Here is a 23,695-nt window from a genome sequence, read left to right on the forward strand (position 1 = left end):
AGCGGGCCGGGGGAGGACAGACTTCCGGTACGGCCCGCGGGCCGGGCGCCGAGTACGGCGGTTCAGCGCACGCCGTGCGGGCGGAACTGGACGCTGATGCGGGGCCCGCCGGCGCGGGTGCTCTTGGGGACGCAGTGCTCCCAGGTGCGCTGGCAGGAGCCGCCCATCACGATCAGGTCGCCGTGGCCCAGCGGACGGCGCACCGTGTCGCCGCCACCGCCCGCCGGGCGCAGCAGCAGGTCCCTGGGCGCCCCGACCGACAGGATGGCGACCATCGTGTCCTGTCGCGCGCCCCGTCCGATCCGGTCGCCGTGCCAGGCGACGCTGTCCCGGCCGTCGCGGTAGTGGCACAGCCCGGCGGTGGTGAAGGGCTCGCCCAGCTCCTCGGCGTAGTGAGCGGACAGCGCGTCGCGGGCCTCGGCCAGCAGCGGGTGCGGCAGCGTGTCACCGACGCCGTAGAAGGAGAGCAGCCGGGGTACGTCGACCACCTGGTCGTACATGGCACGCCGCTCCGCGCGCCACGGGACCTCGGCGGCCAGTCGTTCGAACAGCGCGTCGGCGCCGCTCAGCCAGCCGGGGAGCAGGTCGATCCAGGCACCGGAGCCGAGGCGGGTGCGGCGCAGCCCGTCGAGCGGGCCGAGCCGGGCCTCGTCGGTCTGGTCGAAGAGCGAGCCCTGGAGATGCGTGGTCATGGCACCAGCGTACCTCTCATTCGAATCTGCGTTCTATTTTCGTGGATGTGGGCGGTCCCGTCGCGAAGGCCTGTGGATACGGCGGCGTATCCGATACATTTCCGTATCGAGTGAGGGAAGGAGGGCCGGACATGGTGGTGAAGGAGACGGCCGGCCGCGTCACCCGGCGGCGTGTGCGGACCCGCGCGAACCTTCTGGACGCGGCGTTCGCGGTGTTCGCCGCCAAGGGTTTCGGCCGGGTGTCGATCGAGGAGGTCTGCGAGGCGGCCGGTTACAGCCGGGGCGCCTTCTACTCGAACTTCGACAGCCTCGACGAGCTGTTCTTCGCGCTCTACCGAGAACGGGCCGACCTGATCGCGGAGCAGGTGTCCGGCGCACTGGCACTGGACGGTCCGGACCTGGACGTGCCGGCCGCCGTGAACCGTGTCACCGAGGTGCTGCTCCTGGACCGGGAGTGGCTCCTGGTGAAGACGGACTTCCTGGTGCACGCCGCTCGCGACCCGGCCGTGGCACGGGCCCTGCTGGAGCACCGGGCGCGCCTGCGACGCGCGATCGCCGACCGCCTCGCCCGGGCGCGCGGGCACACCGCCCTGCCCGCCGTGCTGGGCGACGCCGACGGCGCCGCGCACGCCGTGGTCGCCGCGTACGACGGAGTCACCACCCAGCTGCTCCTGGACCGGGACGTCGAGCACGCCCGCGCCTGGCTGGGCCGGCTGCTCACCGCACTGCTCACCGAGGGCGGCAGCACTCCTTGAAGCCCTGACCCTTGAAACCCCACACCACTCGAACCCCGAACCCCCCGAACTCCCAGACCTCTTGAACCCCAATGACACGCAACAGGAAGGGACGGTCGCCATGGATGCCGACGTCATCGTGGTCGGAGCGGGCCTGGCGGGCCTGGTCGCGGCCCACGAACTGACCAGCCGGGGCAGGAGAGTGGCCCTCGTCGACCAGGAGAACGCGGCCAACCTCGGCGGGCAGGCCTTCTGGTCCTTCGGCGGCCTCTTCCTCGTCGACTCCCCTCAGCAGCGGCGCCTCGGCGTCAAGGACTCCTTCGACCTGGCCTGGAACGACTGGCAGGGCAGCGCGGGCTTCGACCGGACCGAGGACGAGGACTCGTGGGCGGTGCGCTGGGCCCGGGCGTACGTCGAGTGGGCGGCGGGGGAGAAGCGGTCCTGGCTCGCGGGGCACGGCATCACCTTCCTGCCCACCGTCGGCTGGGCCGAGCGCGGCGACCTCCGGGCCGGCGGACACGGCAACTCCGTGCCCCGCTTCCACATCGCCTGGGGCACCGGCACGGGCGTCGTCGAGCCGTTCGTGCGGTACGCCAGGCAGGCCGTGCGCGACGGGCTGCTCACCTTCCACCACCGTCACCGCGTCGACCACCTGGTCGTCGAGGACGGCACCGCGCGCGGCGTGCGCGGCACGGTACTGGCCGAGGACCACTCGCCTCGCGGGGTCGCCTCCAGCCGTGACGCGATCGGTGAGTTCGAACTCACCGCCCAGGCCGTGATCGTCACTTCCGGCGGCATCGGCGCCGACCACGACATCGTCCGCCGTCACTGGCCCGAGCGCCTCGGCACCCCGCCCGCCGAGATGGTCACCGGCGTCCCCGCCTACGTCGACGGGCGGATGCTCGACATCAGCGCCGAGGCGGGCGCACGCCTGGTCAACCGCGACCGCATGTGGCACTACACCGAGGGCATCCGCAACTGGGACCCGGTCTGGCCGGGCCACGGCATCCGCATCCTGCCCGGACCGTCCTCCCTGTGGTTCGACGCCCTCGGCCGTCGCCTGCCCGAACCGTGCCTGCCCGGCTACGACACCCTCGGCACCCTCCGGCATCTGCGCACGGCCGATGACCTCGCCGGCCACGACCACTCCTGGTTCATCCTCACCCAGAAGATCATCGAGAAGGAGTTCGCGCTCTCCGGCTCCGAGCAGAACCCCGACATCACCGCGAAGGACCGCGCCGGGTTCCTGCGCGAACGCGTCCTCGGCAAGGGCGCCCCGGGCCCGGTGGACGCCTTCCTGCGCAACGGCGCCGACTTCGTGACCGCGCCGAACCTGGAGCAACTCGTCGACAGGATGAACGGGCTGACCGACAAGCCGCTCCTCGACGCCGCCGGCATCCGGCGTCAGATAGAGGCCCGGGACCTCCAGATGGCCAACCCGTACGCCAAGGACGCCCAGGTCCAGGGCATCCGCAACGCCCGCCGCTACATCGGCGACCGCCTCGGCCGGGTCGCCACGCCGCACCGCGTCCTCGACCCGGCGGCGGGCCCGCTGATCGGCGTCAAACTGCACATCCTCACCCGCAAGACCCTCGGCGGCATCCAGACCGACCTCGACTCCCGCGCCCTGGGCGTCGACGGCACACCCGTCGAGGGCCTGTACGCGGCGGGTGAGGTGGCCGGTTTCGGCGGCGGCGGGGTGCACGGCTACAACGCGCTGGAAGGTACCTTCCTCGGCGGCTGCCTGTTCTCCGGACGGGCGGCGGGCCGGGCCGCGGCACGTCAGACCGCCTGACGGCACAAGCCGCCGCGCTCCGTCTCCTCACGCCGCACCGAGCCCGGGCCGCCCTCACCGAGCCCAGACCCTCGCCGAGCCCAGGCGCCCGCGCCGAGTTCGCGCCGTCGCCAGGTCCGGGCTGTCATCGGGCCCGCGCGTCGCGGGCTCAGGCCCCGTCGAGGAGGCGGAGCAGCACGGCGGCGTGGCTCTCCTCGGGCGACTTGGACGCGGTCAGCAGCGTCACGTCCCCCTCGCGCGCCAGCTCCCGTACGTGGTCGAGGAGCTCAGCCGCCTCCGGGGCGGCCAGCTCGGCCTCGTACCGGTCGGCGAACTCCTCGTAGGATCCCTCGTCCGCGTGGTACCAGCGGCGGAGTTCGGTCGACGGGGTGAGCCCCTTGGGCCACTCGTCCACGTGCGCGGCGTCCTTCGCCACACCCCGCGGCCACAGCCGGTCCACCAGGACCCGCACGCCGTCGTCCGGTTCGGGCGGGTCGTAGACGCGGTGCACACGGACACTCATGGCCGGGGTCCTCTCCACTGTCGGCGGAAAAGCTGTCGTCGCGAGCCCTGTCCGGCGCCCGCGCCGGACCCGGTCAGCCGGACCTCCGGCGTACGGCCTCGCGGCGCTTGAGCGCACGGCGTTCCAGCTCGCTGGCCCCGCCCCAGACACCGAGGGGTCTGCCCCGTGTCGAGCGCCCACCGCAGACACTGCTCCTGGACCGGACAGCGCCGGCAGACCGCCTTCGCCTGCTCGGTCTGCAAAGCGGCCGGACCGGTGGTCCCGATCGGGAAGAACAGGTCGGGGTCCTCCGTGCGGCACGCGGCGTGCTCTCGCCAGTTGTCCATCAAAGTCACCTGCGATCGGTATCGTTCGCGTCCTCGTGCATGCCTTGCTCCGTTCCGGGTGACCTGTCGACAGCGGGGTGAAACCGGCGCGACGCCTCGGGCCGCCTGCCGCGCCTACCTCAGCAGCGCCTCCCGGGCCGTCGCCACCACCGCGTCGGCCACCGCCGCCAGCGCCGGGGAGTCGAGTTTCCACTGCTGCCAGTACAGCGGGACGTCCACCGCCAGATCCGGGGCGAAGTCGACGATCCGGCCGGTGCTCAGCAGCGGCTCCGCCTGCGGTTCGGGCACCATGCCCCAGCCCAGGCCGGCGGCGACGGCCTCGACGAAGCCCTCCGAGGTCGGCACATAGTGCCGGGCGGGACTCGCGCCGCCGAGACCGAGCCGCCGCGCGAAACCGTCCTGGAAGTCGTCCCGCCGGTCGAAGAACACCACCGGCGCCTCGACGAGGACCTCCTGCGGCGGCCCGTCCAGATGCCGCGCGGCGAACCCGGGAGCGGCACAGGGGAGATACCGCATCCGGCCCAGGTACCGGACGGCGCAGCCGGGGACGGGGTCGGGCGACGACGTCACCGCGGCCATCACCACGCCCTCCCGCAACAGGGTCGCCGTGTGGTCCTCGTCCTCACGGCGCAGCTCGAAACAGAGCCGCGGCTCCCGGGGCACCCGCGTGAGGGCGCCGAGGAACCAGGTCGCGAGCGAGTCGGCGTTGACGGCGACCGAGACCCGGGTCGGCTCCCCGGCCCCGCCGCTCAGCCCCAGTTCCGTGTACGCGTCCCGTTCCAGCCGGGCCACCTGGCGGGCCAGGCGGACCAGCACCGCGCCGGAATCCGTCGGCCGCACCGGCTTGGTGCGCAGCAGCAGGACCCGGCCGGTGCGCTGCTCCAGCGCCTTCACCCGCTGGCTGACCGCGGACGGCGTCACGTGCAGCGCGGCGGCGGCCGCGTCGAACGTGCCCTCGTCCACCACGGCCAGCAGGGTGCGTACCTGATCCAGCGGAAGGTCCGCGAAAGCCGCCGCGGTCGTTCCCGTCATGCCTGCCCGTCCGTCCGTCTGTACGTCCGTCTGTACGTCCGTACCCCTCATCACGAACGCTAAGGTTACGTAAGAATCTTTAGCTGTACGTCCTGTGATCGCCCGCTTAGCGTCGAGAGCATGCACAACGCCCTCTCCGCCGCGGCCGCCGGCTTCGGCACCGGCCTCTCGCTCATCGTCGCCATCGGTGCCCAGAACGCCTTCGTCCTGCGCCAGGGGATCCGCCGCGAAGCGATCCTCGCGGTGGTCGGCATCTGCGCGCTGTCCGACGCCCTGCTCATCACCCTGGGCGTCGGCGGGGTCGGCGCGGTGGTGGTGGCCTGGCCGGGCGCGCTCACCGCGATCGGCTGGATCGGCGGCGCCTTCCTGCTCTGCTACGGCGCCCTGGCCGCCCGGCGCGTGTTCCGGCCGGCCGGTGCGCTGCGGGCGGACGGCGACGCCGCGGGCTCCCGCCGCCGGGCGGTCCTCACCTGCCTGGCACTGACCTGGCTCAACCCGCACGTCTATCTCGACACCGTGTTCCTGCTGGGCTCGGTCGCCGCCGACCAGGGGCCGCTGCGCTGGACGTTCGGCCTCGGTGCCGTCGTCGCCAGCCTGTGCTGGTTCGCCGCGCTCGGATTCGGTGCCCGCTACCTCGGCCGCTTCCTGGCCCGGCCCGCGGCCTGGCGCGTACTCGACGCCCTGGTCGCCACCACGATGATCGTGCTCGGGGTCACGCTCATCGCCGGAGCGTGAGCGGGGACCGGCCCGGCCCCCGCGTCCGGCGCCGCCTCACAGGGAGCCGCGCCCGTGCAGCGCGTAGTGCTCCATGAGCCGGCCCCTGGTGGTCTCCAGCCGGTGCGCGAGGATCTCGGCGACCGAGCGCACCAGCACGATGCCCAGCTGCGGGTCCTCCTCGCACAGGGCGAGCACCGAGGCCGCGTCGAACTCGTAGGCGCGTACCGGGCTGAAGGCCTCGGCGCCGAAGTCCCATTCGTAGGGCGGGAACAACCAGGACCAGCCGAGCAGGTCGCCCGCGCCCAAACTGGCCACCTGGACCTGTTGCACGGACGTCACCCGCTGGGTCAGGGAGACCGCGCCGGAGCGGATGACCCAGAAGCGGTCGGCCCTGCCGCCGGCCTCGAAGATCCGGGCGTCCTCCGGGAAGGAGACCTCCCGGGCGAGTGCCGTCAGCCGATCGCGCTGGGGAAGGGGGAGGGCGGTCAGCAGTTTGATCGCTTTGGTCATGGCACGGGGCTCCTCGCCGGCGATTCGGTTCCGGGGCTTTCCCTATGCCCATTTCAGTCGCTCGCAGCGCCCTCAGCACCTCGGCGGACGGCCAATTCCGTGCGGATTCCGTGCCGGATCCGGGGGCGGCCGGGGCGGGGCATGAAAAAGCCCTGGCTGGACGGGGGAAGCCAGCCAGGGCCGTAAGCGGTGACGTACGAAGGACACTCCGGTCGACCCCGTCGCCACGTATGGGTGAACGCTAAACCATTTCCGGGTCTTCCAAGAAGCGGGAAGCGGGTCACGTGACCCGTTTCACTCGCCGGGGCCGCCGCCGCTGCCTCCCCGCCTCCGGGGGCTCACCCGCCGTGCTCCGCGACGACCCGGATCGTCTCCAGGCCGGGATCGCTCGGGTCGGGCAGGTACATCCCGGCCTCCAGGCCGCTGCGCAGATACCGCAGGACGGGTTCGGCCAGCCGCTCGCCGGGCAGGACGGCCGGGATGCCGGGCGGATACGGCGTGATCATCTCCGCCGCGACGCGGCCCGCGGCCCGGTCGAGCGGCACGTCCTCGGTGGGCCCGAAGAACGCGTCCCGGACCAGGCCCGCCTGCGGCATCCGCAGCTCGGACGGTGAGGGCACCTCCACGCGCGGAGCGGGATCCAGGCCGGGGGCGGCGTGCGCGAGATCCTTGAGCGCGGCCAGCAGCTCGCCGGCGGTCTCCCGGTCGTCGCCGTGGGTGATCTGGGCGCCGATGCGGCGGTGGTCGGTGATGTGCGCGATCACGCTCCGGTGCTCGCGCAGCCAGTCCGCCGCCTGGAAACCCGAGATGCCGAGCTCGTCGAGGTCGATGACGACGGGCAGCGGATCGAAGCCGTGGGCCAGGCCCGGCCCGCAGAAGTCGTCCCGGTCGTTGACGTGCATGCCGTCGATCTCCTCGACGGCCGCGCGGACCTCCGCCGCCAGCTCCAGGGCACCGCCCATCAGCTCGTGTCCGCGCAGCGCCATCTGGCGGCGCCAGCCGTCCAGCCCGGCGAAGATCAGCGCCGAGGGGCTGGTGGTGCCCAGCAGGTCCGCCCGCATGCCGAGCAGCTTCGGTGGGACCAGGTCACCGCGCAGATGGAACACGGAGCCCTGCTCCAGACCGCTGCCCATCTTGTGGATGCTGGTCACGCAGATGTCGGCGCCCGCGTCCATCGCCCAGGACGGCAGATCGGGGTGGAAGGGCAGGTGCGCTCCCCACGCCTCGTCGACGATCAGCGGCGCCGAGCGGCGGTGGCAGACCTCGGCGACGGCCCGCAGGTCGGCGCTGGCGCCGTACGGTGTCGGGCTGGTGACCAGGGCACCCTTGGCGTCGGGATGGGCTTCGAACGCCTTCTCGAACTCCGCGGCGGACGGTGGATGGGCCAGGTGCCGCTCGGCGTCCCAGCGAGGCTCGACCCAGGCCGGTTCGATCCCGGACAGGATCAGCCCCGAGACCACGGACTTGTGGGCGTCCCGGCCGATCAGCAGCTTCTCGTGCGGCCCCGCGACCGCCAGCATCGCCGCCTTCACCGACAGGGAGGACCCGCACGTCGAGAAGAACGTGTGGTCGGCGTGCACGGCGTCGGCCATCAGCTCCTGGGCGCGCTGCAGCACCCGCCCCCGGGTGAGCCGGTCGTCGAGTCCGCCCGTCGCCAGCACGTCACCGTAGAAGACGGCGTCGCCCAGCACCTCGCGCACCGCCGGGTCGGCCCCACGCGCCTGTTTGTGCCCCGGCGGTGTGAACGACAGCCGCCCCTCGCGGCGGTAGTCGACGAGGGCTTCCAGAACGGGTGCGCGGGTGTGGTCGGCCGTCATGCCGATCCGGTTTCCCGCCCGGCCTCCGGTCAATCCGCCCCACCGCCCGTCATCCGGTCGGTGGCCCGTCGCTCCCCGCGGCGGCCTGTCATCCGGCCCGGCGGCCCGTCACTCCGCCCCGCCCCGCCGCTGTTCGGCCGCGCGTTCCGTCACTCCGCGTTCCGGCCCGGGGTCAGCACCTCGTCCAGCACCCGCAGGACGGCCTCGTACGCGATCGTCCGTACGGCGGCGTCCCGGGAGCCCTCCGGGTCGGTCGGCCGCAGTTCTTCCCTACGTGCCCGCCAGGTCCGCTCCTGAGCCACCGCGCAGGCCCTCGCGCGGTGCATGCGGCGCAGTAGTTCGTCCGAGTCCACAACATCCGTCATGTACTCCGCGTACCCCCGCGGAGCCCGTGGATGGCCGCTGGGCCGTACGGAGGGCCGGAGGTTTGGGGGTACGGGCAGAGGTCAGCCGGAAGTAGCGAGGCCGCACGGCGCGCGGACGGCGTGCGGTCGGCGGATCCGGCTTATCTCACCGACCAGGGAGCTGACGGATGTGTGACAGGCACACGACCGAACCCGTCGTCGAGCGGCACGGCGCGGACCGGCACCGGCGGTACCGGCCGTGCAGGCCCGCCGAGGCACGCAGAACGGTCGAACGCGTCGTCACCGAACGCTGCGGCACCGACGGCCGCACGTCGTGCGACATGGGTGCCCTGTCGGACGCCGTGCTCGTCGCCTCGGAACTGGCCACCAACGCCATCCTGCACGGCGGCGGCATCACGGACTTCCAGGTCGACGTCGTCGGACCCGGCGTCCGGCTCTCGGTGTGCGACCGCAGCCACGACCTGCCGGTGGCCGTGCCGGCCACCGACCCCCAGGGGCGCCGCCGCGTCGGCGGCCGGGGCTGGCCGATCGTCTGCCGGCTGGCGTGTGACGTACGGGTGGCAGATCTCGCCTCGGGAGGCAAGTGCATCACCGTGGTCGTTCCGCTGTCCTGAGTACTTTTCGAAAAGCGGAGTTTGTTCCACCGGGGCAGGGGCAGTCGCAAGTTCGTGCTTCGGACCGGAGGCGCAGCAGCGGGAGCGGTATGGCTGCTCAGGCCCTCCGGGTGGTGACCCGGACAGTGCCGTTCCCGCGGAAAGTCCCCTGAGACCACCGTTCAGGAGCGAATGCGCATGCTCATCGAAACGCCCACCATCCGTCCCGGAACCACCGAGTCCACCAACGCTTCCGCCACTACCGCCACCACCGCCGCTCCCGCCCGTCGCCGGCACGACGACGCACCCGACACCATGGCCCTCTTCGGCCGGCTGGCGGGGCTGACGGACGGGCCCGAACGAGACGCCGTCCGCGACGAACTCGTCACGGCGTGGCTGCCCATGGCCCACCGGATCGCCGGGCGGTTCCGGGACCGCGGCGAGTCCATCGAGGACCTGCGCCAGGTCGCGGCGCTCGGGCTGGTGAAGGCCATCGACCGCTTCGACCCGGAGCGGGGAGCCTTCGAGAGTTACGCCGTGCCCACCATCACCGGCGAGGTCAAGCGCCACTTCCGGGACCGCATGTGGGCCCTGCGGGTGCCCCGCCGGGTCCAGGAACTGCGCAACAAGGTGCGGGTGGCCCGGCGCGAGCTGACCCAGAGCCCGGGCAGCCCCGAACCGTCCGTCGCCGCCGTGGCCGCCCACACCGGGCTGACCGAGGACGAGGTCAGCGCCGGTATGGAGGCGCTGGAGAGCTTCAGCACCCTGTCGCTGGACGCCGAACTCTCGGCCGGCGACGACGGCTACAGCCTCGCGGACACCCTCGGCGCGGCGGACGCCTCGTACGACACCGTGATCGACCGTGAGTCCGCCAAGGAGGGACTGCGCAGGCTGCCCGAACGCGAGCGGGCCATCCTCTACATGCGCTTCTTCGAGGACATGACGCAGAGCCGTATAGCCGATCACCTGGGCATCTCGCAGATGCACGTCTCGCGGCTCATCAGCCGCAGCTGCGCCCGCGTGCGCGACGAGGCGATGGGACAGCGGACCGTCCGCCGGGGATCCGGCCGACCGGTGCGGACCTGACGTACGCGGACCCGGAAACCCGCGGACCCGAGAACCCGAAGACCGAGGACCCAGGGAGGAACGGACGGATGTTGATGCCTCACCCCGTGGTGCTGCGCGGGCTCGTCGACGAGTACGAGGTGGCGGTGGTGCACGAGCCGGCCGACGACACGGGCGGACCGGGGCCCCGGACGCGGGACCTGGCGTACACGCTGTGTGTGTCGACCGGCACGCGTGACGTGGCACGGGCCCTGGAGGCCGCCCGCCACTGGCTCGCGGCCGGACCGGTCCCGGCCGGACCGGTCCCGGCCCCGGTACCCGTCGCCGTCGTCGAGACCGCGGGAGCCCGGGACTGACCCACGGCGGACAGGGGACGTGACGTGGGCCCGACTGCCCGCGCGCCGATCGACGGCGTGCGGGCAGTCGCCTTGTGCGCGCCGAGTTCCCCGCGCCGAGGCCGCGGCCCGGTGTGCGGCGAGAAAGCCGGGGCATCCGGAGTCCCGGAGGGGAGGACCACATGAACGCACGTGTCATGGCACGTATGGGACACGGCCGGGCCCGCCGGGCGGCGAACGGGTCGGCCGCCGAGGGGGCCGCCCGGGCGGGACTCACCGCTCGCGGCGTGATCTACCTGCTGGTCGGCATCCTGGCCCTGCAGATCGCCTTCGGGACCGGGAACCGGCAGGCGGACCGGGGCGGGGCCCTGGCCGAGCTGTCGGACAAGCCGTTCGGGGCCGTACTGCTGTGGGCGCTCGGTATCGGGCTCGTCGGTATGGCGCTGTGGCGGCTGTCCGAGGCGCTGTTCGGCGCCACGGGCAAGGACGGACACACGGCGAAGAAGCGGCTGCCGGCCGCCGCCCGCGCTGTGTTCTACGCCTTCGTCGCCTACTCCGTACTGGCCTTCGCGGCCGGCACCGGCTCCAGCGGCTCCAGCGACCAGCAGTCCCGGGACGTCACGGCCCGGGTGATGGAGATGCCCGCCGGCCGGTGGCTCGTGGGTGTCGCCGGCGTCGTGATCGTCGTCGCCGGAGTGGTGATCGGCGTACAGGCACTGCGCCGCAGCTATCACAAGAAGCTGAAGCTCGGCGCGCTGAGCCCCCGGGCCCGGCGGCTGGTCGACGTCACCGGTGTCGGGGGTGGCGCGGCCCGCGGACTCGTCTTCGCCGCGGCGGGTGTCTTCGCCGTGCGGGCCGCCGTCGACTACCGACCCGACAGGGCGAAGGGACTGGACGACACCCTCCGCTCCTTCGCCGACACCCCGCTCGGCCCCTGGCTCCTGGTCTGCGTCGCCGCCGGTCTGGTGCTCTTCGGTGTCTTCTCCTTCGCGCTCGCACGCTGGCGCCGCGTCTGAGCCGCCCCGCACGGGGAACACGGGGCGAATGAACGAACACGAGATTCCTCCGCCGGACGGACGTCCCGTGGACGTCTACCTCGACCTCCTGCGCATCCGCATGGAGACCCACGACTACCAGCTGCTGCTCAGCGTGGTGGAACCCGTCCTCCAGGCGATCGACGAGCACCAGATGCCCACCATCGACTTCTCCCTGGACGGGGACAACGCCGAGGCGCTGCCCCAGGAGATCAGGGACGAGGCCGCCCTGGTCATCGCCACCGCGGTCACGGGCCGGCTCGACAACGAGGTCGTCGAGATCAGCACCGACGAGACCGGTCCGGTCCGGGTCGTCACCGACGCGGTCACCGCCTCCGACCCCGAACGCCTCGGCGAGATAGCCGACTACCTCAAGGAACGCCACCGGCAGAACGACGAACTGCGCGGCATCGCCGAGGCGAGCGGTCTGCCCAGCGACTTCTGACCGTCACCGCCGACGACCGTCACCGCAGACGACCGTCACGGCGTCGGCGTCCTGACCGGCACGCCCAGCGGCCGGGCGAGGCCCACCACGGCCTCGTCCAGGCGCTCCAGGTGCCGCAGTACCCGGCCGGTGATGCGGCCGTACCGCGGCACCCCGGCGGCGTCCGGCTCCAGCAGCGAGGCGATGCTGGGCCCGGTCTCCACCTCGGTCCCGGCGTCCTCGTCCGCGACGCGCGCGGCGATCGCCTCGATGTTGCGCACCGTGCGCCGCACCGCCCCACGCAGCCGCGGGTCGGCGGCGATCGAGGGATGGGTGGGCAGCAGTTCGGCCGTCGCGGCCAGCGACCGCGCGTGATAGGCGCAGGTCTCCAGCAGCGCCACCACGTACTGGGCCGTGTCGCGCCGGGCCCGCAGCGGCGTGATCGGATGGGTCAGCGGCTGGGTGGCCGCCCGCAGATCGCCCAGCGCCTGGTCCAGCTCCCGCGCCGTGTCCAGCAGATCGGCCGCCGCCCCGCCGCTGAGCTGGTCGACGGCGCCCTCGGTGACATCGGTGAGCCGCTCCAGTACCGTGCCGAGCAGTTCGTTCGTACGGCGGTCGGTCCGTATCGGCAGCACCAGCGCCGCCGCCGCGATCCCGCAGGCCGCGCCGAGCGCCGTCTCCTCCACGCGCAGCAGCAGTACCGACAGGCTGTAGGTGTGCAGCAGGGTGTACAGCAGCCCCAGCATCGCGGTGACGAAGAAGGACATCAGCGTGTAGGACAGCGGCGCGGTGTAGAACATCGCGAAGATGAGCACCAGCACCAGCGCGAACGCGATCCAGGTGTGGCCGCCCACCAGACCCGCCAGCACGATGCCGGCCACCACCCCGAGCATGGTGCCCAGCACGCGGCGGTAGCCCTTGACGAGGATCTCGCCGGTGGAGGCCGTGTTCAGGAAGACGATCCAGCAGGCGAGCACCGCCCAGTACCAGCGCTCGGCGGACAGGAACTCCCCGCCCAGGATGGCCAGCGACGACCCCACCGACACCTGCACCGCGGCACGCGTGGTGGGCCGCCGCAGCCCGGTCGGCTCCTCCTTGGGAGCGTCCGCCTCACCGGCGTCGATGGCGGCGTCCTCGGCGTCCAGCTCCTCCCGGGAACGGGTCGTCGCCGGCGTGTCGTCCGACTCGTCCTGCGGCCCGTCCAGGGCGATCCTGAGCCCCATGACCGCGCGCGCCGTCTCGCCGAGACCCCTGAACACGTCCTGGACGGCCGCTGTCGCCTCGGGCAGGTTCTCCTCGTCGCGGTAGCCGAGGAGCCGGTTGCGCAGATGGGACAGCGCGGTGCCGCGCGCCTCGGCGGGCGGCCGCAGCACCAGCGTGCGCAGCGCCCCGAGATCGCGGCGCAGTATCTCCGTGGCCTCGCCGGGCGCCGGCGAGCGGCCCACCGCGGGCGCCGGCGCCCCCGGCAGATGCAGGGTCAGGGTGTCCGCCCGCTCGGCGCTGCGCGCGGTCAGCAGCAGCAGGCCGAGGCGCTCGGCGGCGATCTCGGCGTCCGCGATGCGCCGCTGCACCAGACGCGCCGTGGACGCGTCGGGAGTGCCCTCCTCCAGCCGGGACTGGATCATCAGTGCCGTCTCGTGCAGGCGAGCGGTGCCGTCGCGCAGGTGCTCGAGCGTCTTCCCGATCTCGTCCGGACCCGCGTCCAGCAGTTCCGTCTGCGTGGCGATCAGCTGGGCCAGCCGGGCGCGGAACGCCTGCCGCAGCCGCTGCAGAATGCCCGCCGACGTCGCCGGCACCACCGCGAAGCGCACCACCGCGCTGCACGCGAACGCGACCGCGATGGCGCCCCACAGCCCCGGCAGCGCCGACACCTCCGCGTCGACGAACAGGGACACGAAGTAGACCTGGAAGCCGATCAGCCCGAGCGCGGTGCCGCGGTCGCCGAACCGGCGGACGAAGACGGCGCAGAAGATGAGTACGACGAAGAAGACGTCACCGATGACGACCCGCGAGGAGAGCAGCGCGCTGACCGACACCGAGGCCAGGGCGACGGGCAGGCCCAGCGCCACGGTGACGGCCTGCGCACCGGACTCGTTCTCGCGGATGGCGAAGGTGGCGACCATCGCCGTCATGGCGCCCGCCACCAGATGGGGGACGTCCGCCCCGAACACGGCGAGCACCGCCAGCGCCAGGGCGATCGCGCCCACCGTCCGCAGCCCCGCCGTCAACCGCAGCAGCCCGGGGTCGGACGCGGCGAGGCGGTCCCGCAGCCGTGTCCGCGCCGAGCGCCCCGCTGCCTTCACGCCGCCGTACACTCTCCCGATTCACGCCTGACTCCCGGCAGGTTCGCGCCGAGATCCACTTCTCAGCATGTCATGCCGCGAGCCGGCCCCGGCCGCGGGGTCACAGCTCCGCCCGGTCCGCCCCCCTGACCCGCTCCCGCACCTGCTCCGGCGTCAGATACGCGTCGGTGTATTCGAAGTCCTTCAGCTTGGCCGGTTTGCGGGCCTGGAAGCCGGTGCGTACGAAATCGTCGCCGGCCACCGCGTTGAGCGCCCAGTTGGCCGCCACCCGGGCCTTGGCCACACCCGTGCGCAGCGCCGACCAGTGGTAGCCGCGGGCCACGGCCTGGGCGGGCAGACCCTTCAGTTCGACGCCGAGCGGCTTGGAGACCGCGTCGGTGCCGCCGAGGTCGACGACGAGACCCAGGTCCTTGTGGACGTACGGCCGCATCGGCTGGTTGCGCAGGGTGGCGATGAGGTTCTCGGCGACGTGCCGGCCCTGCCGCATGGCGTGCTGCGCGGTGGGCGGACAGACGGCGCCCTCCTGGCCCTTGGCGAGGTCGGGTACGGCGGCGGAGTCGCCGAGCGCGAACACCCCGTCGTGGTGGGGAAGGCACATGTCGGCGGTGACCGCGAGCCGTCCCTTGACCGTCTCCGCGCCGAGCGTGGCGATGAGCGGGCTCGCCACCACTCCGGCGGTCCAGATGAGCGTGCGGGTGGGCACCACCCGGCCGTCCGTGAAGGTGACCTCCTCGGGCCCGGCCTTCGCGATGGACACGCCCAGGGAGATCTCGATGCCGCGCCGCGTCAGGACCTCCTGCGCGTCGCGTCCGAGCTTCTCGCCCAGCTCGGGCATCAGCTTCGGGGCGATGTCGATCAGGTGCCACTTGATCAGGCTCGGGTCCAGCCGGTTGTAGCGCTTGACGGCCGCGTGCGTCAGCCGCTGCAGGCAGGCGGCGGTCTCGGTGCCCGCGTAGCCGCCGCCGACCACCACGAACTGCAGCCGGGAGGCGCGCTCCGCGGGATCCCGGCTGGCGTCGGCGAGGTCCAGCTGCGAGATGACGTGGTCGCGGATGTACGCGGCCTCCGCCAGCGTCTTCATGCCGAACGCGTGGTCGGTGAGCCCCGGGATGTCGAAGGTGCGGGTGATGCTCCCGGGGGCCAGCACGATGTAGTCGTACGGCTCGTTGACGATCTGGTCGGTGATGGTGCGCACCACGCAGACCTTCGCCTTGAGGTCCACGCCGATGGCACCGCCCGGGATGATCCGGGTCCGGTACTTGCTGCTGCGGCGCAGGGAGAGCGCGATCGACTGGGGAGTCAGCACCCCGGAGGCGACCTGGGGCAGCAGCGGCAGATAGAGCTGGTAGGAGAACGGCGTCACCAGGGTGACGTCGGCCTCGTGGGGGGAGAGCCTCCGCTCCAGACGACGGACGCACTCCACGCCGGCGAAACCTGCGCCGACCACCAGGATCCTGGGTCGTGTCACGGTGTTCATCCCTTTCTGCGGCTCCAGGCGGTCTGCCGCGAACGCCATTCGCCTGCCCGTGGATCGCTGCTTCGCACCTCGTCGATCCCACCGCGCCCACGCGGTTTCGGCCAGCGGGGCGCGGCAGGCAGGCGACACACCCTGATCACCACCATGCCCCGCCCGGGCCCTGAGCGCACCGGGCGGGAGCGGACCGGGCGGGAATCTCCCGTGGGGGAGTGGTGTCGCCGACGACGACGGGCCGGGGTCAGCCGGACCCGCGGAGGTGGCAGAGCAGCAGGCACACGTCGTCGTCCCGCTCGGAGTCGCTGAGCAGGGGCCGCAGGATTCCGTCCGCCGAACCCTCCAGGTCCGCCTCCAGCTCCGCCGAGCCGAACGACCCGAGGGTCTCCGCCAGTCGCGCGATCCCCGGGTCTATGCCCCGGGCGCGGCGTTCCACCAGGCCGTCCGTGTACAGCGCGAGCGTCGAACCCGGCGCCAGCGGCACCGTGTGGTCGGCGATCTCCTGCTTCAGCGGGATGCCGAGCATCGCACCCGGTTTGGCGTCCAGGGTCTGGACCCGCCCGTCCGGGGTACGCAATACCGGCGGCGGATGCCCCGCGGCGGCCCACGTCAGGGTGGGGTCGTCGGGGTGGAAGCGCGCGATGACGGCGGTGGCGAACAGGTCGGGCTGGAGGTGGTGCAGGAACGTGTGCAGCCGGGTCAGGAGCCGGCCGGGGCTGCCGCCGTCGACGGCGTAGGCCCGCAGCGCGGTGCGCAGCTGACTCATCATCACGGCCGCGCGCAGCCCGTGCCCGGTCACGTCGCCCACCACGGCGATGACACCGCCGTCGGGCTGGCGGAACGCGTCGTACCAGTCGCCGCCGATGTTCAGCCCGTGGGTGGCCGGCAGATAGCGCGCGGCCAGGCCGAGCCCCGGCGGGGCGGGCAGTTCCGTCAGCAGGGCCCGCTGGAGCGTCTCCGCGATGTCACGGTTGTGCTGGTAGCGCTGGGCGTGGTCGATCGCGGTACTGGCCCGCCGGGTCAGTTCGATCACCATCACGGCGTCGTCCGGGTCCCAGCGTTCTCCGGGCGGGGACAGCGTCACCACGCCCAGCGGCGCCTGCCGCGTCGGCAGCGGGATGCACAGCAGGGGCCGCTGAGGGGCCAGCGCCGAGGGCGGCTGGTCGTCGACGCCGGGCAGACCGCCGGGGTGCGCTGCGGCATACTGGGGCCGCCCGGTGCGGGCGGCGACCACGGCGGCGGCCGGATGGGCGGGCCCCGGCCGTTCGCCCTCCTGCTCGAACAGCCAGACGTCGACACTCGCCGCGTACTCCGGCACCAGCAGCTCCGGCAGTCGGCGCACGATCTCGTGGTGGTCGAGCGACGCCGTCAGCACCGCGCTCGCGTCCGCGAGGAACGTCAGCCTGCGGCGGGCGTTCTCCGCCTCCGTACGCGCCTTGCGCTCGGCGGCGAACGCCTCCCGCTGGGCCCGCCCGGCGGCGTCCAGCTCGGCGTGCAAGGCCACGACGCCCTGGTTCGTCTGGTGCAGCTCCTCCCGGTGGAAGACGACCAGGTCCTCCTGCTCGGTGAGCCGGTCCAGTACGAGCGCCGTGTCCTCGTCCGCCCCCAGCAGAGCCTCCGCCAGCGCGGCCGGGTCGTCCACCGAGGCGTCGGCGTCGGCCGTCGCGAACGCCTCGGGGCAGGGCACCGTGACCCGCCACGGCGGCTGACCGGCGGCTGCGGCGTCACGCGACGGCGTCAGCACCGCGTGCAGCACACCCTCCCCGGCCTCCGGCGTGGCGCGGGAAGCGGTGCCGGTCTCCAGGGTGAGCCGCCAGGTGCCGCCCTTGGTCAGGCACAGCCGCAACTGCGCCCCGAGCGAGGCCACCAGCCGCGCGCGCTCCAGGGGCGGCACGCCGTAGGCCGTGGCCAGGCGCGCGGTGGTGATGCGTGCCCGTGCCGCGTCGGTGGTGTCGGTGATCTCCCAGGTACGGGTCATGGGCGGTCCGGCGGGTCGGGGGCCAGCACGGCCACGGCGGTGTCGTCCCGCACCGGGCGGGCCGAACTGCTGGCGTCGCGGACCGTCACGGCGGCCGTCACCGCCGGGTCGGCCGCTGTGCGGCAGGTGTCGGGCGTCGGGGTCCAGCGGCTCGGCAGACCGTCGCTGTGCAGGACCAGGACCCGGTCGTCCGCCCAGACCGCCTCCTGCTCGCGCAGGGTCGTGGGCCGATGGGTGCCGACGATGCCGGGCCGGGACACCAGGTGCCGCCAGGTGCCGCCCTCGCACAGCCGCGCCCCGATGTTGCCGATGCCGGCGAACCTGAGGACCGCGGCGCGTGTGTCGACCTGCGCCACCGCCACGGCCGCGCCGCGGGTACCGGTCAACGCCGTGTCGAGCCGCCGCAGCGCCTCGGCGGGCGCCAGGTGGGCCGAGCCCCGCAGCGCCTCCACGGCGGCGGTCGAGGCACGCGCCGCCTCCGGGCCGTGTCCCAGCCCGTCGGCCAGCATCAGCGTGACCCGGTCCCCGGACCGGACCCAGGCCCAGGCGTCGCCCGAGTAGTCGGCCCCGCCGAAGGGGACGTTCACCGCACCGGCCCGTACACCGGCCGCCGGACCCGGTTGTGCGGCACGGCCGTCGGGTGCGGCGCCGATCCGGGCGACCACCACCGTGCCCCGGCCCGGGACGCTGTGCAGGTCGAAGTCGTCGGCGAGGCGCGCGCAGGTGCCGAGGCCGGCGCCGAGGGAGCGCGTCGTGCTGAAACCGTCGCTCAGCGCGGCGGCCACGTCGGCGATCCCGGGGCCGTGGTCGACCGTGACGACCTGCACGAGGCGGGTCTCGTCACGTTCGGCCGTGAGAACGGTGGGCGCGACGACGTCGATGAGGACCTGGCCGCCCCCGGCGTGCTTGAGCAGGTTGGTGGCCAGCTCGGTCGCCACCAGCGCCGCGGTGGCGGTGTGCTGCTCGTCCAGACCGGCCAGGGTGGCCGCGTGCTCCGCCGCCACCCTGGCGTCGCGCACCCGGGTCGAGTCGTGCACCGGGACGTCCCACACGCGTGGCATCAGGACTCCTCACGCGGGCGGGGCGCCCGGCCCACCCAGGAGGTCACCCGCACGGTGGTGCCGGCCCCCGGGCTGCTCTCGATCGCGAACTCGTGCACCAGGCGCCGCGCGCCGCCCAGCCCCATGCCCAGCCCGCCTCCCGAGGTGAAGCCGTCGCTGAGCGCCTGCTCCAGGTCCGCGATGCCCGGTCCCTCGTCGCTGAAGGTCAGGCGCAGTCCCCGCGTGCCCCCCTCGGTGAGGGGCTGTGTCTCCATCGTTCCACCGCCGCCGTACACGAGCGTGTTGCGGGCCAGCTCGCTGGCCGCCGTGACCAGCTTCGTCTGGTCCACCAGCCCGAAGCCGAGCTGGGCGGCCGCCTGCCGCACATGCTGACGTACCCACACCAGATCCATGTCCGAACGGATCGGCAGGCGGGCCTGGGCGCCCGCGGCAGTGTGCATCACGGACTCTCCTGGCGCAGACCGCCGAAGCGGGACGACGGCGCGTGCCGCGTGAGCAGCCCCATGGCCACCTCGGTACTGAGCGCGGTGTGCACCCCCGGCAGCGTCAGACCCAGCTCGACCAGGGTGATCGCGACCGCCGGCCGCATGCCGACGACCACGGTGCGCGCGGCCAGCAGCTCCGTCTGCCCGGCGATCTCGGCCAGCACCCGGCCGAGGAAGGAGTCGACGATCTCCACACCGGAGATGTCGATGATCACCCCCGTGGCCCCGCTGCGGGAGATGGTCTCGGCGAGGTCCTGCTGGAGCTGCTGCGCCGTGCTGTCGTGCAGGTCCCCCTGCAGGGTGACCAGCAGCACCTCGCCGAGCCGCAGCACCGGAACATGACCCGTCACGGGACCCGCGTGGGGCCCCGGGAATGCCTCGCTCACCGCGCGACCGGGCCGTTCGCGACGGGGTTCACGATGCCGACTCCGAGCTGGTGCAGTACGTACCCCAGGGCGTCGGCGAGGCTCGCCCGGGTGACCACGGTGCCCAGGTCCAGGCCGAGGTGGACCATGGTCTGCGCGATCGCGGGCCGGATGCCGGAGACGATGCACTCGGCGCCCATCAGCCGGGCCGCCGCTACCGTCTTCATCAGGTGCTGGGCCACCAGCGAGTCGACGGTCGGGACTCCGGTGATGTCCAGGATCGCGTAGCGCGCCTGCTGCTCCACGATGGACTCCAGCAGGGTCTCCATGACGACCTGGCTGCGGGCGCTGTCCAGCGTTCCGATGAGCGGAACGGCCACGATGCCGTCCCACAGCTTGATCACGGGAGTGGCCACCTCCAGCAGCTGCAGCCGCTGGCGGTCGATGAGCGCCTGCCCCTCGCTGAGCGCCGTCTGCATGACCACGACCCGCAGGGTGCCCATCAGCACGCTCAGCGTGGTGACGCAGTCCCGGGCGTGGGCGGCGGAGGCGTCCGGCAGGTCGGCCACGAGCAGGTTCTCGACCGGCGGGCGCAGGGCGGCCAGTTCGCTCGACACCTGGGCGGTGCTCAGGCCGGCCCGGGAGCGGGCCGCGCCCATCCGCGCCAACTGCTCGCGCACCGTCGTGAATCCGGCGGCGTCCGGGTCCTCCACCCGTGCCGCGTCGGCGACTTGGGCCAGTGCGTCCACCACGGCCTTGCCCGCCTCGACCGCCTCGTCGCGCGAGACGGTGAACACGGCCCGGAACAAGGGCTCGTCCGCCCATCGCTGGGCGATCTGCTCACGACGCCGCCGCAGGAAGTCCCTGACCTCGTCCGTCGGCGATCCCGCTGTTCCCTCCGCCTGTTCCGGCACCTGTTCCACTCCTCATCCGCGTTGCGCCGCACGGCACCCCGAAGGTGACGTGACGGCGACGTGAGTCTGCCGGGCGACAACTGTAACCACCCGCCGACCTCGTACGACACCTGCTCCCGCGTGAACGGTCCGGATGAGCGCCGGGCAGGAGAGGTCTCAGGCGTCCGGAACCCGCGGTCCCTCCGGCTGGGCGTCGACGCGGGAGAGCGCCTCGTCGATGCTCTCGGAGACCGGCACGGTGATGCTCACCCCGGTCAGGTCCAGGACGCGGCGGACCGCCGGGGCGGGCGAGATGATGTGCACGCTGCCCGGCAGCTCGCGAGCCTCCTGATAGACCCGCAGGATGATGTTCATGCCGGAGGAGTCCATGAACGGGACCTCCGACAGGTCCAGCAGGAAGTGCCGTCGGCCGTGGTGGAGTTGGTTGGCCAGATGGTGCTGGAACTCGGTCGCCGTGTCGACGTCCAGGTAACCCTCCACCTTGAGCAGCGCGACCTCCTCCCGGGGCAGCGTCACCTCTACGGACAGCGGGTTCTGGGCTATGGGCACGTGTACCTCCAACAGGACGGCCGGCGGCGGCTCGGCATGTGCCGCCGCGCCCGGCGGTTACCCCCGAATCCGCGACCCACACCTGGCCGGCCGGGACCGGAGTCCCGCGCCGTCCGTCAACCGACCCGGATACCCACGAGGCAGGTGTCGTCGTCCGTGTCCGACCTGCTGTAGGTGAGCAGCCGGTCCAGGTGCTGGTCGAGGGTTTTCGGTGTCGGACGCACGGTGTTCAGCAACTGGTCCAGTGCCTCCTCCACCGAGCGGTCGCGGCGTTCGATCAGCCCGTCGGTGTACATCAGCAGCGTGTCCTCGCCGGCCAGCCGCACCTCGTCCTCCTCGTACACCGCCTCGGCCACCGCTCCCAGCAGCATGCCCCGCAGCAGCGGCAGCGGCTCGGCCCGGGGGCCCCGGACCAGCACCGGCGGCAGATGGCCCGCCCTGGCCCAGCGCAGTGTGCGCCGGGCCGGGTCGTACAGGCCGCACACCGCGGTGGCCGTGACCCCGCCCGTCAGATGGTGCGCCACGATGTTGAGCCACGACAGCAGCTGCCCCGGTCCGGCACCGGTCACCGCCAGGCCGCGCAGCGCGTTGCGCAGGACCACCATGCTGGTCGCGGCCTCTATGCCGTGCCCGGCCACGTCCCCCACGCACAGCAGCACCCGCCCGCTCGGCAGCATCACGGCGTCGTACCAGTCGCCGCCCACCAGCTGCTCCGTCTCCGCGGGCCGGTACCGGACGGCCACCTCGAGGGCCGGCACCTTGAGCGGCGTCTGGGCGGGCGGCATGATCGCGTGCTGCAACTGCAGGGTCAGCCGGTTGCGCTCGATGGCCTCCTGCTCGGTGTGCGCCAGCCGGTCGCGCGTCGCCGCGAGCGCCACCTCGGTCCAGTGCTGCGCCGAGATGTCCTGATACGCCCCGCGTACGAGGAGGAGGCGGTCGTCGGTGTCCAGGACCGGCTCGGCCACCACCCGGACGTGCCGGGTCACCCCGTCGGGCCGCTGCAGCCGGAACGCCGCCGACGCCGGGCGCCGGTGGTGCATGAGGGTGCGCAGGAACCGGCCGATGACGACGGCCTCGTCCGGGTGGGCGTGGGCGGTCAGCTCCTCCAGCGGTACCGGCGTACTCGCCTGCGGACGCCCGTACAGGTCGAACAGCTGTCCGTTCCAGGTGATCTCGCCGGTCAGCAGGTTCTCCTCGAAACCGCCGATGCGGCCGAGGCGCTGGGCGTGCTGGAGCAGGCTGGCCAGCCGGGCCGCCTCGTCCTCGATGCGCCAGATGAGCAGGACGGCGTTGCCGTGCCGGCTGACGCTGATGTCCGCGAGTGCCGACAGCGGCACCTGGTCCACCAGCGCGGTCAGGTTCATGCGCCGGGCCCGGAACGGCTCGCCCGTGGCGTACACCCGCTCCACGTTCTGGTAGAGCTCGCTGTCCCCGGCGGCCATCGGGTAGGCCTCCAGCAGCAGCGCGCCGCCCACCACGGCGCGCGGCCGGCCGGCGGGGTCGAGGAAGCTCTTGTTCACGTGCTGGATACGGAAGTCCGCCAGATGACCCTCGGCGTCCAGATGCGGCACCAGGACCAGGGCGGGGTCGTACAGCCCGTCCGCCAGGTCCATCAGCTCCACCGCGTCCGGCATGACCCGCGGCTCCTGCCCGGTGCCGTACGGCGGCGTGTACGACTCCAGGGTGTGCGCGCACAGCTCCGCGAGGGCCTCCACCTGGCGCACCACCTGGGGCGGCTGCGGGGCCAGCGCAGCCGGCCAGGCGACCTCCAGCACGCCGTGGATGCGGCCCCCGGTACCGGCGGGCACGGCGACCCTGCCGCCTTCCGGGTACTGGTGCCGGCCCACACTGGGCAGCCCGGTCTCGGCCAGGGAGGTGATCCACTGGCCCGCGCGCTCGGTCAGCCCGCACCGGGCCACCGTCGCCACGTCCGGCGGCACGTAATGCCAGCGGGTGGCCTCGGCCGCCGAGAACCCCGCGCTGCCGGCCAGCGTGAGCGACCCGTCGTACCCGACCGCCCAGATGGCCACGGCGACCGCGCCGAGCGGGCGCAGCGCCTGCTCCAGCAGGGCGTCGGCGACGGCCTGGGTGTCGTCCGCGGCCAGCGCGCCGCTCTCGGCCGCCCGCAGGCGCACGGCAGCCGACTCGGCCACCGACTGCCCGGCCTCCGTGCCGTCCCCGCCGTCCTCGGCGGACGCGGCCCGCACGGCGGCGGTGGCCGTGAGGAAGGCGTCCGTCACCTCCGACATCCGGTCCCGGGCGGCCTGGTTGATGACGTCGACCGCGAACTCCAGGGGCGTCACCTGGGACTGCTCGGCCAGCTCGGCGAGCTGCCGGGCGGCCTGCGCCGGACCGCACCCGAGCCGCGCGACCAGGACGCCCTTGGCCAGCTCGATCAGCGCCCGGCCCTCGGCCTCCGCCTGGGCGGCCCGCACCTCGCGGCTGAGCCGGTCCACCGTGGCCGCCAGCCTGCCCACCGGCGACAGCGGGGTCATTCCACGCGGGCCGGCGGCCGGTCCGTCGACCGCGCACGAGCGCGGCGGCCCGGACGCCGGGGGCGGCGCGGCCGACGCGTCCCGCGGCGCACCGCCGGCCGGTTCGCGCGGCTGCTCGGACATGTTCACGATG

23 protein-coding genes and 1 pseudogene are annotated in these 23,695 nt (G+C 73.2%); 8 read left to right on the forward strand and 16 right to left on the reverse strand.

Annotated features, from left to right (window positions below; translation table 11 throughout):
• Positions 1-62: 62 nt before the first annotated feature.
• Positions 63-692, reverse strand: coding sequence for an alpha-ketoglutarate-dependent dioxygenase AlkB (locus QC283_RS17465; RefSeq protein WP_279562461.1), 630 nt, complete (start codon positions 690-692; stop codon positions 63-65).
• A gap of 131 nt (positions 693-823) precedes the next feature.
• Here QC283_RS17465 and QC283_RS17470 point away from each other — a divergent pair, with 131 nt between their 5' ends.
• On the forward strand, positions 824-1,447 hold the full coding sequence (locus tag QC283_RS17470; protein WP_279562462.1) for a TetR/AcrR family transcriptional regulator: 624 nt from the start codon (positions 824-826) through the stop codon (positions 1,445-1,447).
• A 100-nt stretch (positions 1,448-1,547) separates the two neighbouring features.
• Positions 1,548-3,221 carry an FAD-binding dehydrogenase gene (locus tag QC283_RS17475; protein WP_279562463.1) on the forward strand — a complete coding sequence of 558 codons (1,674 nt, stop codon included), beginning with the start codon at positions 1,548-1,550 and terminating at the stop codon, positions 3,219-3,221.
• A gap of 148 nt (positions 3,222-3,369) precedes the next feature.
• Here the strand turns inward: QC283_RS17475 and QC283_RS17480 are convergent, their stop codons facing one another.
• The 3 genes and pseudogenes from QC283_RS17480 to QC283_RS17490 form a co-directional block, all read right to left on the reverse strand.
• Entirely contained in the window at positions 3,370-3,723 is a 354-nt protein-coding gene (locus tag QC283_RS17480; RefSeq protein WP_279562464.1) for a DUF488 domain-containing protein, read from the reverse strand.
• A 73-nt stretch (positions 3,724-3,796) separates the two neighbouring features.
• Positions 3,797-4,049, reverse strand: a pseudogene (locus QC283_RS17485) (WhiB family transcriptional regulator).
• 114 nt (positions 4,050-4,163) lie between these two features.
• Complete coding sequence (locus QC283_RS17490; RefSeq protein ID WP_279562465.1) at positions 4,164-5,081, reverse strand: LysR family transcriptional regulator ArgP; 918 nt, start codon at positions 5,079-5,081, stop codon at positions 4,164-4,166.
• A gap of 120 nt (positions 5,082-5,201) precedes the next feature.
• On the opposite strand from QC283_RS17490, the gene QC283_RS17495 reads away from it, so the two are divergent.
• Complete coding sequence (locus tag QC283_RS17495) at positions 5,202-5,816, forward strand: LysE/ArgO family amino acid transporter (protein WP_279562466.1); 615 nt, start codon at positions 5,202-5,204, stop codon at positions 5,814-5,816.
• Positions 5,817-5,852: 36 nt separating this feature from the next.
• Here the strand turns inward: QC283_RS17495 and QC283_RS17500 are convergent, their stop codons facing one another.
• The 3 genes from QC283_RS17500 to QC283_RS17510 form a co-directional block, all read right to left on the reverse strand.
• Positions 5,853-6,308 carry a cyclic nucleotide-binding domain-containing protein gene (locus QC283_RS17500; protein ID WP_279562467.1) on the reverse strand — a complete coding sequence of 152 codons (456 nt, stop codon included), beginning with the start codon at positions 6,306-6,308 and terminating at the stop codon, positions 5,853-5,855.
• 338 nt (positions 6,309-6,646) lie between these two features.
• Entirely contained in the window at positions 6,647-8,125 is a 1,479-nt protein-coding gene (locus QC283_RS17505) for an aminotransferase class I/II-fold pyridoxal phosphate-dependent enzyme (protein WP_279562468.1), read from the reverse strand.
• Positions 8,126-8,274: 149 nt separating this feature from the next.
• Positions 8,275-8,490 carry a hypothetical protein gene (locus QC283_RS17510; RefSeq protein WP_279562469.1) on the reverse strand — a complete coding sequence of 72 codons (216 nt, stop codon included), beginning with the start codon at positions 8,488-8,490 and terminating at the stop codon, positions 8,275-8,277.
• 167 nt (positions 8,491-8,657) lie between these two features.
• Between QC283_RS17510 and QC283_RS17515 the strand changes: the two genes are divergently transcribed.
• The 5 genes from QC283_RS17515 (at position 8,658) to QC283_RS17535 (ending at position 11,962) form a co-directional block, all read left to right on the forward strand.
• Entirely contained in the window at positions 8,658-9,104 is a 447-nt protein-coding gene (locus tag QC283_RS17515) for an ATP-binding protein (RefSeq protein ID WP_279562470.1), read from the forward strand.
• Between the two features lie 177 nt (positions 9,105-9,281).
• Positions 9,282-10,169 carry a SigB/SigF/SigG family RNA polymerase sigma factor gene (locus tag QC283_RS17520; RefSeq protein WP_279562471.1) on the forward strand — a complete coding sequence of 296 codons (888 nt, stop codon included), beginning with the start codon at positions 9,282-9,284 and terminating at the stop codon, positions 10,167-10,169.
• Positions 10,170-10,237: 68 nt separating this feature from the next.
• The gene (locus QC283_RS17525; RefSeq protein WP_279562472.1) at positions 10,238-10,504 is read left to right on the forward strand and encodes a DUF5133 domain-containing protein; all 267 of its coding nucleotides are present in this window, start codon (positions 10,238-10,240) and stop codon (positions 10,502-10,504) included.
• A 161-nt stretch (positions 10,505-10,665) separates the two neighbouring features.
• Positions 10,666-11,499 (forward strand): DUF1206 domain-containing protein, encoded by an 834-nt coding sequence (locus QC283_RS17530; RefSeq protein ID WP_279562473.1) that lies wholly within the window; start codon positions 10,666-10,668, stop codon positions 11,497-11,499.
• 28 nt (positions 11,500-11,527) lie between these two features.
• Positions 11,528-11,962: a hypothetical protein gene (locus QC283_RS17535; protein WP_279562474.1), complete on the forward strand. Its 435-nt coding sequence runs from the start codon at positions 11,528-11,530 to the stop codon at positions 11,960-11,962.
• A gap of 35 nt (positions 11,963-11,997) precedes the next feature.
• On the opposite strand, the gene QC283_RS17540 is transcribed toward QC283_RS17535, so the two are convergent.
• The 9 genes from QC283_RS17540 to QC283_RS17580 all read right to left on the reverse strand — a co-directional run bounded on the left by QC283_RS17540 (position 11,998) and on the right by QC283_RS17580 (position 23,691).
• On the reverse strand, positions 11,998-14,244 hold the full coding sequence (locus QC283_RS17540) for an FUSC family protein (RefSeq protein WP_279562475.1): 2,247 nt from the start codon (positions 14,242-14,244) through the stop codon (positions 11,998-12,000).
• A 100-nt stretch (positions 14,245-14,344) separates the two neighbouring features.
• A complete protein-coding gene (locus QC283_RS17545; RefSeq protein ID WP_279562476.1) occupies positions 14,345-15,721 on the reverse strand; it encodes an NAD(P)/FAD-dependent oxidoreductase in 1,377 nt (458 codons plus the stop codon).
• A gap of 238 nt (positions 15,722-15,959) precedes the next feature.
• Positions 15,960-17,693, reverse strand: a complete 1,734-nt coding sequence (locus QC283_RS17550; protein WP_279562477.1) for a PP2C family protein-serine/threonine phosphatase — start codon at positions 17,691-17,693, stop codon at positions 15,960-15,962.
• Positions 17,690-18,754, reverse strand: a complete 1,065-nt coding sequence (locus QC283_RS17555) for an ATP-binding protein/SpoIIE family protein phosphatase (protein WP_279562478.1) — start codon at positions 18,752-18,754, stop codon at positions 17,690-17,692. Before QC283_RS17555 ends, QC283_RS17550 begins: the two co-directional genes overlap by 4 nt.
• Entirely contained in the window at positions 18,754-19,194 is a 441-nt protein-coding gene (locus tag QC283_RS17560; protein ID WP_279562543.1) for an anti-sigma regulatory factor, read from the reverse strand. The genes QC283_RS17555 and QC283_RS17560 overlap by 1 nt, the downstream gene beginning before the upstream one ends.
• On the reverse strand, positions 19,194-19,625 hold the full coding sequence (locus tag QC283_RS17565) for an STAS domain-containing protein (RefSeq protein WP_279562479.1): 432 nt from the start codon (positions 19,623-19,625) through the stop codon (positions 19,194-19,196). The genes QC283_RS17560 and QC283_RS17565 overlap by 1 nt, the downstream gene beginning before the upstream one ends.
• Positions 19,622-20,518 carry an STAS domain-containing protein gene (locus QC283_RS17570; protein WP_279562480.1) on the reverse strand — a complete coding sequence of 299 codons (897 nt, stop codon included), beginning with the start codon at positions 20,516-20,518 and terminating at the stop codon, positions 19,622-19,624. Before QC283_RS17570 ends, QC283_RS17565 begins: the two co-directional genes overlap by 4 nt.
• A 156-nt stretch (positions 20,519-20,674) precedes the next feature.
• A complete protein-coding gene (locus tag QC283_RS17575) occupies positions 20,675-21,067 on the reverse strand; it encodes an STAS domain-containing protein (RefSeq protein WP_279562481.1) in 393 nt (130 codons plus the stop codon).
• 116 nt (positions 21,068-21,183) lie between these two features.
• Positions 21,184-23,691, reverse strand: a complete 2,508-nt coding sequence (locus QC283_RS17580; RefSeq protein WP_443032623.1) for a SpoIIE family protein phosphatase — start codon at positions 23,689-23,691, stop codon at positions 21,184-21,186.
• Positions 23,692-23,695 lie beyond the last annotated feature (4 nt).

It is taken from the genome of Streptomyces sp. DH41 (assembly GCF_029813785.1).
In the GTDB taxonomy this organism is placed as follows: domain Bacteria; phylum Actinomycetota; class Actinomycetes; order Streptomycetales; family Streptomycetaceae; genus Streptomyces.